Here is a 13,670-nt window from a genome sequence, read left to right on the forward strand (position 1 = left end):
ATGGTTGCGTGAGAATAAAGATGATAATAAGACAGAGATTAATCATCAGCATCAATTTATCACGGACTTATCAGGGAATGCAGGTAAGTTAGGAGTTGGTTTAAGCAGTTTAGTCAGTGACAAATTAAAACTCTATGCGCAAGCCCATTATGTTAAAGGTCATAAAACGAAACAGGCTTTTCAGGGTATTTTAGGTGTACGCTATAGTTTCTAGCAGTGTATTTTATTATTTTATAAGCTGGGGGAGGTGGGAAGTTAAGCGCTCGGTATTGAGAACTATTCTTGGGAGGTGTTGTTTTTTACAGGAATGTATATCACTTATTATTGTTTTTGTATATTTTTCTGTTGAATAGCTCTTTTGAAGAGAAGAATTTACAGGGTATCCGAAGAGTTTAACATTGTAAGGGGGGGTGATGTTGATGTTTTCAGAAACATATCTAAGTGTTTCCAAGCTTATTTCCTAAGAGTGCCTGTAAATGATATAAGGTCATTGAGTATTACTTTTGCAAAGCACAAGCCAGCACCATCATTCTATTTTCTTGCTTGTGGTGTTGCAGTAGCCTTTGCATTTAAACATTTCATAAAAGAATTTTTAGTCTTTTTTATTAGTTTTTCCTCATGCCAATGACGTTCAGGTAAATAGTTTTGTTTGATTCAACATAGATAGGTTTAAAATACAATCTTACAATGTTCATTTTTTATTCAATATAGAAAACGATAAATTATCATTATGAATCAATGTATTGTCATAATGATGCAATCAAGCATTGTGAGTATTTCTTTTATGTATTGAAACATTACCCAATGCATATTTTTAAAAGTTAGAGCGGAGTTTTTACAGTCCCTTGGCAAAAGGCTTCTTGCTCGCTATAGAACAGCCAGATAATGTTATAAATTAGTAAAGGTGGTCAAATGGCTGTAGAACGTACTTTTTCGATGATTAAACCAGATGCAACAGGTCGTAATTTGACGGGAGCAATTATAAAAATGCTTGAGGATGCAGGATTGCGTGTTGTTGCGTCTAAACGTGTGTGGATGAGTCAGCGTGAAGCTGAAAGATTTTATGCAGTGCATAGAGATCGCCCATTTTTTGGTGAGTTAGTCGAATTTATGTCTTCTGGTCCAACAGTTGTACAGGTTTTAGAAGGTGAAAATGCAATCGCTAAAAATCGTGAAGTAATGGGGGCTACCAATCCTATGGATGCACAGGAGGGGACGATTCGTAAAGTCCACGCTTTATCGATTGGCGAAAATTCTGTTCATGGTTCAGATAGCGCTGAAACTGCTAAGGAAGAAATCGCTTTTTGGTTTTCCGAGATGGAAATTGTTGGTTAAAAAAGCAATATATGAAAAAAATCCCAAAACCATGAGTTTGGGATTTTTTAATAGGATTATAGATTTCTTTGAAAAGCTTTGTAAGGATTATAGTTTTTCATGTGATAACATGCTTTAAGCCTGCACGAAAATAATCCCACCCTGTCCACAAGGTGAGGAGAGCAGAAATCCATAGCATAGTGATTCCAAATTCCACTGTGTAAGCAAAAATTTTATTACCAGATGGTCCTGCTAAGAGAAAGATGATAGCGATCATCTGTACAAAAGTTTTCCATTTTGCGAGACGAGAGACAGGAACGCTGACTTTCAATTCAGCCAAATATTCACGTAATCCCGATACAAGAATTTCTCGGCAAAGAATAATAATGGCTGCCCATAATGTCCAACCGGCAATAGTACTGTCTGCGGCAAGTAATAGTAAACAGGCGGATACAAGCAGCTTATCTGCAATTGGGTCTAACATGCGACCAATATTGGATGTTTGTTCCCAAATACGAGCGAGATATCCATCAAGAAAGTCAGTAATAGACGCAACAATAAAAATGGAAACAGCAACCCAGCGTGCAATATCGCTTGATTGCAATCGTCCTTCTAGAAAAAAGCATGCAACAACCATTGGCACCGCTACGATACGTGCATAAGTTAAAATATTGGGGAAAGAAAAAGTATGATTTTTCATAGAGCCATTTTCAATTCTTAAAAAAATGATTTATGTCATAAACGTAACAAGGCACGGTTTATGAAACAAGCTTATTTTTCGTTAAAATAGTTATGAATTTTTTTTGCAATTGTAACAGAAATTCCCGTAACTTTTGTTAAATCTTCGAGTGAAGCACCGGCAACAGCCTTAGCACTTCCAAAATGATGAAGTAGCGCACGCTTTCTTATCGGACCAATATCTTCAATTTCATCAAGTGGATTTGTAAATGTTGCTTTTTTTCGTTTTGTTCTGTGTGCCCCAACAGCAAAACGATGTGCTTCATCACGTAGACGTTGCAGAAAATAAAGTATAGGGTCACGTGGAGGAAGTGTAAAGGGTGCTTTGCCTTTTATAAAAAAACGTTCTCGTCCTGCGTTACGGTCAATACCTTTCGCTATTCCAATAACCGTGATAAAAGTATCTAATTTTAATTCAGATAATACCGTATGTACACTTTTTATCTGTCCTTCGCCACCATCGATTAATATAAGATCAGGCCAAATAGGAAAAATATCATCATCTTTACTTTTTGTGCTGTTACTTTCATGAGGCAGATCATGTTCTTTGAGAAGACGTGAAAATCTTCGTTTGATGACTTCTTTCATCATGCCAAAATCATCACCAGGTGTGATATCAGTCGAACAGATGTTGAATTTGCGGTATTGATTTTTCATAAACCCTTTTTGTCCTGCTACAATCATTGCACCTACTGCATTTGTTCCCATAATATGAGAATTATCATAGACTTCTATACGGCATGGAGCGCGAGGCAATTGGAATATTTGAGTAAGTTCTTGAAGTAATTTTGTATCTGTTATTGTTTCAGAAAGCTTGCGTCCAAGTGCTTCATGAGCATTCATATAGGCATGATTAACAAGAGTTTTTCGTTCACCTTTCTTGGGTAAAGAGAGAAATATTTTACGATTTGCTTTTAGACTGAATGCTTCGGTAAGAAGTGCCTTTTCTTCGAGTTCTTCAGATAAAAGAATAAGTTTTGGCAATGGTTTATCATCATAAAATTGGGCAAGAAAACTTGCTAAAATTTCAGTACGAGAAAAAGAGGAATCTGCTTTAGGAAAATAGGCTCGGTTTCCCCAATTTTGTCCCATGCGGAAAAAAAATACTTGTATGCAGGTTATTCCCCCTTGTTGTGCAATTGCAAATACATCTGCTTCTTGTATTGTTTGAGGATTGATGCCTTGATGGCTTTGTATATGAGAAAGAGCTGATAATCGGTCACGATAGGCTGCTGCTTGTTCAAAATCGAGGTTTTCTGCTGCTTGATGCATAGCGTGCACCATATCATTTTTAACAGATTGGCTTTTCCCTGAAAGAAAAGCTTTTGCTTCTCTCACCAGTTCTCTATAATCGTTCTCATTAATTTCGTTTGTACAGGGGGCAGAACATCGCTTAATTTGATAGAGCAAACAGGGGCGCGTACGGTTTTCAAATACTGAATCAGTACAGGTTCGTAATAAAAAGGCACGTTGTAAAACATGTATTGTTTGTGTTACCGCACTTGAAGAAGCAAAAGGGCCAAAATAATGGGCTTTTCTTGTTCGAGATCCACGGTGTTTGTAAAGTGCAGGTGCTCGATGATCATGGGTGATAATGATATAAGGAAAGCTTTTATCGTCACGCAGCAGCACATTAAAACGCGGATGTAATCTCTTGATAAGATTAGCTTCTAAAAGGAGTGCTTCTGTTTCTGTCTTGGTAACAATAAATTCCATATGAGATGTTGCATGAATCATGCGGGTAATACGATTATTGTGTCCTTGTTCGCGTGCATAGTTTGCGACGCGTTTTTTAAGATTACGTGCTTTTCCGACATAGAGAATATCACCATTTTCATCAACCATTCGATAAACCCCTGGCTTATGCGGAAGATATTTAACAAATTCTTGTATGAGTTTAGTTCCTTTGAATTGATTTCTATGATTTCCTTGGTAAATATTATCCCATGCAACGTTAAAGAGAAAAGGGAGCTTTTCTTGTTCATTTGTAGGATGGGCTGTATTATTTTTTAGGATCATTTAGTTTATCCGCATATGTTTTATTTTTTCATACAAAATACTCTTTTTGTTCAGTATTATCATTTATGTGTTGATGATCATTTTTTTATAAATAACGCATTATGATGTCGTGCAATTATTGAATAATTACTTTTTATAAAGAGCATGATGGTTGTCTCTAAAAATATCTTATCAGTTTTCTAACTTTATTTCTTGATGACGGGAATGATAAAGCTATGACGATAAGAGATAGCATTAAAATAGGTTTTATGAGAAAAAAATCGAATCTATGCTTCTAACTCTGAAGTGTGTTAGGACTAATATGGTTTAAAAGTGCAGAGAAGTGACGGTATGTAATATTTCTAAGTTGCTTAATGCCGTTTATTTTTTTGAAAAATGATTTTAGTTTAAAGTGGAGTATCTTACATTAAAACTCCTTCTGGAGACATTTATGGATTATTTGCGCATTTTCATCTTGCCCAAGGCGAGAAAGAAGAAAAGGTCTAAGTGTTTTTATTTCTTCTTCAAGAAGATAAGGAGGATTGATAAGGATCATACCACTTCCATTCATTGTAGGTGATATTGAGCTTTTTCGAATACGCATTTCAAGTTGCAGAATTTTTGGAATTTGTGTTTGATGAAGTGCGTGAAGAAAATTTTTAATTTCTTTATCATATTTCACAGGATACCATAAAGCATAGATTCCTCCAGGGAAACGGCGATATGCTTTCATCAGCCCCTCAACAAGACGGGAAAATTCGCCAGGTTTTTCAAAAGGAGGATCAACGAGAATCAATCCACGTTTTTCTTTTGGTGGCAAATGCGCATTTAAAGAAAGCCAACCATCCAAATGCAGAGTTTTTGTTTGATAATCACCGGCGAAATTTTTTGCTAGAATATGATAATCTTCATCGTGTAATTCAATGGCAGTTAGTCGATCTTGTCTACGCAGTAATTGACGGATAAGAATGGGAGATCCAGGGTAGAATAGGATTTTTTTTCTTCCCTTATTGAGGGTATCAATTATATCATACCATGGATGAAGAAGTGCTTTTAAATTTTCTGGAATAGGAGTTGAAAGAAGGCGTTGAACACCTTCGCGCCATTCTCCTGTTTTTTCCGCTTCTGCAGAAGAGAGATTATAAATGCCAATGCCAGCATGCGTATCTATAACACGAAAAGCTTTTTCCTTGCGTTTTAGATATTCTACGATACGGGTAACAATAATATGTTTAAAAACATCGGCAAAATTGCCAGCATGATAGATATGCCGATAATTCATGAATAAATTCTATTATATGTATGATTGCATCAAATATCCTTATTAACATAAAATACTTATTTTGTATCAACAAAAAATTTAGTGTCGAGATCACATAATAGTCAAAAAGCATAGACGCTTAGAAAAATATCAATGTCATAGCAATGCTTCACTCTGTTTTTATATTCATATAGTTTGTATGAATGAGAATTAAAATTTTAATTTTTTCTCAGAATATGAATAGGAAAAGAGAAAAGGCTGTAATGGAAGCATGTATCATTCATCTTTGTAAAAGTTTTTTAGTTTTGTTTCAAAAAGAGGAAAATAGAAAACACAACTTAACGGAAGTACCAATGAAATTCATCGAAGATTTTAGATCTCATTTGCACATTAATTTTTCTCATTATTTGAAAATCAATACATTGTAAATATCTGATGAAAATGCTGTGAATTGAGCATCTCCTTTCTTGAAGAGAACCAATATAATTTTATGAAAAAAGTAGTAAAAAGTACTCGTGAATGGATGGCAAATTTTTGATAGGTGAGCCATTTAAAGTAATGGCTTTGATTGGTTGAATATGTGCTATTACATGATGTATTAATAAATTGCTCAGTTGTTATATAATATTAAAATATAGCTTTAAAATTGGCATGAGATATATGATTTATGTCAAAAAAATAAGAGATTATTGATATTCTTTGTGTTGTTTTAAAAGATGAATAAAAAGCTTTCATTATGGAGCACAATAAGTTTTGAGCTTTAATTTTTATTGATCAAGAAGGAAGGGAGATAGCGTTTGCTTCTGCTTCTTCTTCTGGTAGCTCATTATCCAAAATCTGCAACATTGGGAGAGTTTTACAAAAGAGATCAAGAGAAAGAAGGCATACTGCATAAGTTATATTACGACTTCATGTTGTTGATTGAAGTGGAGTTTAGCATCAATGCTTATTGTCTTGCTGTTCTAAATATTCCTGTGAGGACGCACATGATATTATAGGAATTGTGGCTTATGAATGATATAATGGTAAATCCATTGAGTATCTCTATCTTTACGCTTATGGAAGAGCAAGCTAGAACCATCATTATATTTGCCATCTCCCAACGTTGCGATAGCTCTTGCATTAAGAGGATCCATAAGAGCCATTTTTATTCCTTTTTTTATAAATTTGATTCACACGCTCATTCTACTTGTAACGTGCAAGCGAATGGTTTTGATTGATGCAATATAAATAGGTTTGAAATGAGAGAATCTTACGTTATTCGGGATTCTAATTCAATATGAATAACGCTAAATTATCATTATAAATTAATATATTATGCTCAAAATCCAGAAAAAGTTATGGTTTTAGGAAGTGCAGCTGTTTTAGGAGCTTATTAAGGAATAGCTTCAGTTATAAAACATGTTCTCGGATATAGTTGATCACTATCCGAGGCATATTATTATGAGTGAGCACATGTTGATGTACTATTTATCTTTTGGAAAGGTATGATTTTATGTTTTTAAAACTTTAGCTGATTTATCAGCTGCAATAACGGTTCATATTGTTTATGAAAAAGTTTGTAATAAGTTCATGCAATACTGTCTAAAACAATGATTGAAAATATTATTTGTAAGAAAATAAGTTTTTACAAATTTTTAGTGTCATAAGATTATATAAAGCCCCTTTAGGGATTAAGTTTTGAAAAATCTTTCAGATTGAACCGTAATTTTTTATCAGGTTGTGATACTGTTCTTCATTGGTAATGGTAATTTACAAGAGATATGCGTGGTTGCATAGATAACGCCATTTTAAAAAAGAGAAAGTATTGAAGAATGTGTATAGCGGCTTACAAGACAATCTCATCACCCAATGTATCAGATGGGGATGCTATAAGAGAAGAGTTTTAAGCTTTTTGAATTTTGTTTGAAGTATTTTGTCGTTTTTAACTTATCTTCGTTTGTGATAATAGGTAAAACATAAAGGAAAGGTTTAAAATTTAGTTTACAATAAAAGCATGTAATTGCCTTTAATTTGAGAAGAAAATATAAAATAAGATATGATTGTATTGGGAGTATTCTTCCAAAGATGGGCATAAATAAATGAGATCCAATTTAACAGCAGAGAGAGAATGATGGGTAATATATTTTCACCAACGCATTTGATTTTAATTTTACTGGTCATCCTTGTACTTTTCGGGCGTGGTAAGGTTTCTGAACTAATGGGCGATGTTGCTAAGGGAATTAAATCTTTTAAGAAGAATATAAAGGAAGAAGAGGACAGTATTGAGGGTAAAATTAAAATGGTTAATGATTCTAATACAGTTGATGTTAAACTTCAACAATCTCAGCCATTATCGGTAAAGCGTGCGGTAGCGCACAACAAAAACTCTTCTTCCTCTAAGGGAAATAAGACCTCTGTTGCTAAAAGACAGCGCGTAAAATAATAAAGAAATAATCATAATTACACATATTTTTTAAATAAGGAAGTCGAGTATAAGCGATGTTTGGGATTGACGGACTAGAGTTTCTCGTGATCTTACTTGTTCTCATTGTCGTGGTTGGACCAAAAGATTTACCTAAATTTCTTAAGGCAATGGCAAAGGCAATAGCGTATATGCGCTCGACAGCGAATGAATTTCGTCGTCAATTTGATGATGCAATGAAGCAAGCTGAGCTTGATGATTTGCGAAAGACATTCTCAGATATCAATAATCTTAATTCAACTAAGAAATTGACAGAATTTTGTGATTCCATTCACGGTACAGGAGAGGAGATTCGTGATGGTTGTGGTAAAAACGCAGCACATCATAAATCAAAAAAAGATGAAGAATTTTTTAGATGTGATCAAGATAAAGTCAATGAAGATTTAAAAATCTCTATTGATCATAATGCATCTGAGGGGAGAGCCGCAACTTTTAAAAATAAAAAGGCACATCATGAGTGTTAAGAAAGATGAAGTTGATGCCAGTATGGCGTCGCTTTTAGAACATTTGATTGAACTTCGTCAGCGAATTGTGGCAACTCTCATTGTATTTTTGATAGCTTTTATTATTTGTTTTTTTATCAAAGATTATATTTTAACTTTTTTGATATGGCCTTATCAATGGGCGATGAAAATATCAGGTGGTAATCCTGAGAACATTCGTTTACAATCAACGCAAGTATGGGAAACTTTTTTAACAAAAATGAAACTGTCCGCTTTTGGAGCAGCTATTTTATCCTTTCCTTATACAGCTTTTCAGTTTTATAGCTTTATTGCACCAGGACTTTATAAAAATGAGCGCATGGTTTTTTTACCATTTCTCATTAGTGGACCAGTTTTATTTTGTCTTGGGGGAGCTTTTGTTTATGCTCTATTAGCGCCGATAATACTTTGGTTTAGCCTTTCTCAACAATTTCTTCCTGATGTTCATTTAAGGATAGAGTTTATCGTCCGTATCTCTGATTATTTGAGTTTCATGACATCGTTTGTTTTAATTTTTGGTTTGATTTTTCAATTACCTCTTATTACCAGTCTTTTAATAAAAGTTGGGTTTTTAACATCTCGTAGTTTGGTGACTAAGCGAAAATGGGCTGTCCTCATCTCTTTTATAATTGCGGCGATAGTTACTCCATCGGATTTTTTTACTATGTTTGCAGTAGCTTTGCCAACGATAGCTCTTTACGAGATTTCAATTTTAATTGCTTATTGTATAGAAAAAAGAAAAAAAACCTCTTAAGAAAAGTTTATCTCTTGTGTGAGAGGAAACGGATAAAAACGATGTAAATGAGGAATTTTGATGCTTGATATTAAGTGGATTCGTGAACACCCTGAAAAGTTAGATGCAGCGCTGATAAAGAGAGGTCTTGAGCCGCAAGCAGAAAGATTAATAAAACTTGATCTTGAGCGTCGTTTATATGTTGCTAAAGTGCAAGCTGCGCAGGAACGCCGCAATGCTATTTCAAAAGAAATAGGGCATGCCTTAGCAGCGTGTGATCAAAAAATGGTGGAACATCTTAAAGCTGAGATTGAAGAGATTAAAGATTTCCTTTCTTCTGCTACAGCGGAAGAAAAGCAATTGACAGAGAATTTTGAAATAGCTCTTTCTGTTCTCCCAAACATCCCATTGGATGATGTTCCAGAGGGAAAAGATGAAAATGATAATGTTGTTATTCGATATTTTGGTACACCACAAAAGTTTGACTTTACACCAAAAGAGCATTTTGACCTTGGTCAAAATCTTAAACAGATGGATTTTGAACGAGCAAGCCGTTTATCGGGAACTCGTTTTACAGTGCTTTCAGGGGCATTGGCACGGCTTGAGCGTGCATTGGGCCAATTTATGCTTGATGTGCATGTTGAGGAGCATGGTTATACAGAAGTTTCGGTACCTCTTCTTGTTCGTGAAGAGGTCGTTTACGGAGCTGCACAGTTGCCAAAGTTTTCTGATGATCTTTTTCGAACAACAGATGGTCGGTGGCTTATTTCTACAGCAGAAGTACCTTTAACCAATTTGGTAAACAGTGAAATTCTTGAGATATCGGATTTACCACTGCGCTTTTCTTCTTTAACTCCTTGTTTTCGTTCAGAGGCTGGCGCTGCAGGTCGTGATACGCGTGGTATGTTACGTCAACACCAATTTTGGAAGGTGGAAATGGTATCGATTACCACTGAAGAGCAGTCTTTAACGGAACTGGAGCGTATGACAGAATGTGCAGAAGATGTGTTGAAACGCCTTAGTTTGCCTTTTCGCACAATGGTTCTTTCTACAGGTGATATGGGGTTTGCCGCACGTAAAACTTATGATATTGAAGTTTGGCTTCCTGGACAAGGGTGCTATCGTGAAATTTCCAGTTGTTCAGTTTGTGGAGATTTTCAAGGGCGACGCATGAATGCACGATATCGTAAGGAAGGTGATAAAGCATTGCATTTCGTTCATAGTCTTAATGGTTCTGGTACGGCGATTGGGCGTTGTCTGATCGCGATTCTTGAGAATTATCAGCAGGCTGATGGGTCTATTATTGTACCGGATGTTTTACAACCATATATGAAAGGTATGCGTTGTATTACTGCTTAATTTTGCAACAAGAAAATGGATATATCTCTATTGTTGAAAGTAATGATATGCCAACGCGAAGTTTTACCATTTTAAAAAGAGTGAGTTGTATGTACAACAATAAGGATATTACTCTATTGGAGATCAAATGATAATATGGAGCAGAATAGTACTTTACGATTTCATGAGGAATTGGCAGGTCTTGTACTGAAAATGCGCAGCAAAGGAATTGATGATGTTCGCTTTTTTAAGGCAATTGAGAAAATTCCGCGTCAACATTTCATGGCTTCTCCATGGTTTAACAGTGCTTATGATAATAAAATTATTCCTATTGAGTGTGGTGAATATATTGAGCGTTTGGAAGAACAGCTCTTAGTTCTTTTTGCATTATCATTGAAGAAAAAGCATCGTGTCTTAGAAATTGGTACAGGATCTGGCTTTTGTACTGCCATTATGGCGAGTTTGAGCGATCGTGTGACAACAATTGATCGTTATAAAACACTTGTTGGTTTAGCGCGTCAAAAATTTCAAATTTTGGGGATTGAAAATATTATTATACGCCAACTTGATGGAAGTTGTAATGTTACAGGTTTGGGAACATTTGATCGTATTCTTATTTGGCCATCACGTCCTGATGAACCAAAAGAATCTTTAGAACTTTTAGCTGAGAATGGGATGCTCATTCAAGCTATAGGGCCTGATGAAGGGGTGCAAATGATGACGTGCTATACAAAAATTGGCAGTCGATTTGAACGTTTAGAAATGTTTCAAGTACGTTATCAACCCTTTATTCCAAATATTGCAGAAGTGCTTTAATTTTTTCAATGAAAGCAGGGCGTGAATTATTTGATTTTCGTAATCTATAATAAATTCGTTTTGATCTTATTATAAAGGTATTTATGAATAAAATATCTGATTTTAACTCTTAGGTAAGATTAAAAAGCTTTAATAGAATGAGTTGAGTATTGATGAGTGAGTAAAACCATGTGTTTAAAAGTTTTTGGTAATATCTTTCTGTATAATTTTCAGAAAGTGGCTTTTTTAGTGGTGGTTATGGTTTTGGCGGGGTGTAGTTCTAGTACGCAACGTTTCTCTAATACTTTTTCTGATAATTCAGTTCCTACGCGATCGAATATGTCTACAGATCCACGATTATCGTATGGTGGTACGATAGAAAGCACTGAATTGCCACCTGTGGAGCGCAGTGATAATTCATGGTCTGACGATAATACTTCGTATAATTCTCCACAACAAAATGAGATGTCTTCTCCTGATAGTCGAATTATGGGGGCACCGCCACGTAATCTTGGAACTCTTTCCCATTCACAAATGAATAATTCTCCTACTCGTCGGAAAAACTCTTACATTGTTCAGAGCGGAGATACACTGTTAAGTATTGCACGGCAAATAGGGATTAGTATTGAGGAATTAAAGTCAGCAAATAATATAAGTAGCAATTCCATTTATATTGGTCAGGTGCTTATACTCCCAAGCAGGCGTGCGGTAGCAGCTTCAAATACCTATAATGATAATGGAGCACCATCAAAGACAGAATCTTCCCTACAGTCTCAAGTTACATCTTCCGTAAAGCATAAGGCTCAACCTATATATAAAACTCCTGTAACAAGCGTACCTTCTGCGAAAGAGAACAAGCCAAATCCAAATATTGAGAAAAATTCTTTTCAACAAATGATGCAATTGAATCATGAAACTAGTCCGTCGGATCTTGTTACCAATACAGATAATAGTGTTCCTCCACAAACTACGGGAATTTCTAAGATGCGTTGGCCAGTGCGAGGGCGTTTATTAAGCCAGTTTGGTCAAAAAAAAGGGACAGCAACGAATAGAGGAATAGATATTGCTGTGCCTGAAGGGTCATCAGTAAAGGCGGCAGAAAATGGTGTGGTTATTTATGCGAGTGATGGATTAAAAGAGCTTGGCAATGTTGTGATGATTCGACATGAAGATAATATTATTACTATTTATGGATGTAATAGTAAGCTTGTTGTCAACAAAGGACAGAGAGTGCGACGTGGTGATGAGATTGCTAAATCTGGTCTTTCAGGAAATGTTAAAACTCCACGTGTCTATTTTGAGGTGCGTAAAAATTCATTACCTGTCGATCCTATTAAATATTTAGAAAATTAGTCTATGATAACTTTATTTTCAAAATCTATAATTTATATGGGTTTCAAAAGAAGAGAAAACACATATAATTAAAATCAAATGATCTTTCAGTAAAAAATATCTCTTTAAAGGGTGTGATGAGTTTGACTTTATGAGAAGGAAAAAAATTGTTTTGTATTATTTATTTTCTGATTGATGATGATGCTCATATTTATGCTATATTAGAGAAGAAACAGATTTATTTTTTTTGAGTTTTTTCTTATGTCTTTCTATTTTTTTCAGGAGATTTATTGCCTTTCTGTAAAGCTGTGATTACAGTGTGTGGTTATCACTTTGTATGAGGGGGTCTCTAAGATTTTTTTTGAGCTGAAATTTTATTTAAATAGAGTGAAATACTTGAAGTTTAATCTATAGGAGATAAAAATGTTTAATACTAACGCTTATGCTCAAGCTGCAGGCGGTGTTTCTAATGGGTTCTCACTTGTTAATTTTGTCCCATTCATCCTGATTTTTGCAATTATGTATTTTTTTATCATTCGTCCACAGCGTGTGCAAATGAAAAGACGTCAGGAAATGCTTAATGCTGTGCGTCGTGGTGACACTGTTATTACGGGTGGTGGTATTATTGGTAAGGTTACGAAAGTTTACGACGAAAGTGGTGAATTAGAGGTTGAAATTTGTGAGGGTATGCGTATTCGCGTTATCCGTTCAACATTGTCTGATGTTCGTGTTAAAGGTGAACCAGTTGCAGAGAAAAAATCAAAACCTGTGGTTAAAACAAAAGCATCGCAGAAATCGAAGTCTAAAATCACAACGAAAAAAAATGTGAACGTATCTAAAGAGGAAAAAGTAGTATCAGAAGAAAATGAATCTTAAAATATAACTGCAGTCTCATTACGTTCTTTAATAACGAGATCTTATGTAAAAGAGTAAAGTTATTTCACTGTATGAGTGGGGTTATCGTTGATCAACAGATGTAATCATTTTATTTCCTGTGTAATATTTTAAAAATAGTTTTTTCATAGGAGGCAGTGGTTTTTTCATTGTTCTTAGAATAAGGTCATTGTCTCATATGAGGGAAGTTTCTTGTTTTTAGAGAATAGGCCGAGGTTTATTTTTCAATGAATTATATTTAGAAAATATGGTATTTAATGCGTTTTATTACAATTTTTTATTCATAATATCTGAAATATTTTTCATTTAGTACCTGTTGCA

The 13,670-nt window shown here is 34.9% G+C and carries 12 protein-coding genes and 1 pseudogene; 9 read left to right on the forward strand and 4 right to left on the reverse strand.

Features of this window, described 5'->3' with window-relative positions; genetic code table 11:
- Positions 1-214: autotransporter outer membrane beta-barrel domain-containing protein (locus ABID39_RS05485; RefSeq protein WP_354186826.1), on the forward strand; the 214-nt coding region annotated here is incomplete at its 5' end.
- 698 nt (positions 215-912) lie between these two features.
- A complete protein-coding gene (gene ndk, locus ABID39_RS05490; RefSeq protein ID WP_354186828.1) occupies positions 913-1,335 on the forward strand; it encodes a nucleoside-diphosphate kinase in 423 nt (140 codons plus the stop codon).
- A gap of 97 nt (positions 1,336-1,432) precedes the next feature.
- Here the strand turns inward: ndk and pgsA are convergent, their stop codons facing one another.
- The 4 genes and pseudogenes from pgsA to ABID39_RS05510 all read right to left on the reverse strand — a co-directional run.
- Positions 1,433-2,014: a CDP-diacylglycerol--glycerol-3-phosphate 3-phosphatidyltransferase gene (gene pgsA, locus ABID39_RS05495; RefSeq protein ID WP_354186830.1), complete on the reverse strand. Its 582-nt coding sequence runs from the start codon at positions 2,012-2,014 to the stop codon at positions 1,433-1,435.
- Positions 2,015-2,085: 71 nt separating this feature from the next.
- The gene (gene uvrC / locus ABID39_RS05500) at positions 2,086-4,071 is read right to left on the reverse strand and encodes an excinuclease ABC subunit UvrC (RefSeq protein WP_354186832.1); all 1,986 of its coding nucleotides are present in this window, start codon (positions 4,069-4,071) and stop codon (positions 2,086-2,088) included.
- 406 nt (positions 4,072-4,477) lie between these two features.
- Positions 4,478-5,332: a 23S rRNA (adenine(2030)-N(6))-methyltransferase RlmJ gene (locus ABID39_RS05505; protein WP_354186834.1), complete on the reverse strand. Its 855-nt coding sequence runs from the start codon at positions 5,330-5,332 to the stop codon at positions 4,478-4,480.
- Between the two features lie 989 nt (positions 5,333-6,321).
- Positions 6,322-6,456: pseudogene (locus ABID39_RS05510) on the reverse strand (DUF4102 domain-containing protein); the annotation flags it as partial.
- A gap of 968 nt (positions 6,457-7,424) precedes the next feature.
- On the opposite strand from ABID39_RS05510, the gene tatA reads away from it, so the two are divergent.
- The 7 genes from tatA to yajC all read left to right on the forward strand — a co-directional run bounded on the left by tatA (position 7,425) and on the right by yajC (position 13,331).
- A complete protein-coding gene (gene tatA, locus ABID39_RS05515; RefSeq protein ID WP_354186914.1) occupies positions 7,425-7,736 on the forward strand; it encodes a twin-arginine translocase TatA/TatE family subunit in 312 nt (103 codons plus the stop codon).
- 56 nt (positions 7,737-7,792) lie between these two features.
- Positions 7,793-8,239, forward strand: coding sequence for a Sec-independent protein translocase protein TatB (gene tatB / locus ABID39_RS05520; protein WP_354186836.1), 447 nt, complete (start codon positions 7,793-7,795; stop codon positions 8,237-8,239).
- The gene (gene tatC / locus ABID39_RS05525) at positions 8,229-9,011 is read left to right on the forward strand and encodes a twin-arginine translocase subunit TatC (protein ID WP_354186838.1); all 783 of its coding nucleotides are present in this window, start codon (positions 8,229-8,231) and stop codon (positions 9,009-9,011) included. The genes tatB and tatC overlap by 11 nt, the downstream gene beginning before the upstream one ends.
- Before the next feature lie 60 nt (positions 9,012-9,071).
- Complete coding sequence (serS, locus tag ABID39_RS05530; RefSeq protein WP_354186840.1) at positions 9,072-10,349, forward strand: serine--tRNA ligase; 1,278 nt, start codon at positions 9,072-9,074, stop codon at positions 10,347-10,349.
- A gap of 135 nt (positions 10,350-10,484) precedes the next feature.
- A complete protein-coding gene (locus ABID39_RS05535; protein WP_354186842.1) occupies positions 10,485-11,144 on the forward strand; it encodes a protein-L-isoaspartate(D-aspartate) O-methyltransferase in 660 nt (219 codons plus the stop codon).
- A gap of 168 nt (positions 11,145-11,312) precedes the next feature.
- Positions 11,313-12,476: a peptidoglycan DD-metalloendopeptidase family protein gene (locus ABID39_RS05540; RefSeq protein WP_354186844.1), complete on the forward strand. Its 1,164-nt coding sequence runs from the start codon at positions 11,313-11,315 to the stop codon at positions 12,474-12,476.
- A gap of 402 nt (positions 12,477-12,878) precedes the next feature.
- A complete protein-coding gene (gene yajC, locus ABID39_RS05545; protein ID WP_354186846.1) occupies positions 12,879-13,331 on the forward strand; it encodes a preprotein translocase subunit YajC in 453 nt (150 codons plus the stop codon).
- The last annotated feature ends 339 nt before the right edge of the window (positions 13,332-13,670 follow it).

This window comes from Bartonella japonica (assembly GCF_040545385.1).
In the GTDB taxonomy this organism is placed as follows: Bacteria; Pseudomonadota; Alphaproteobacteria; order Rhizobiales; family Rhizobiaceae; genus Bartonella; species Bartonella japonica.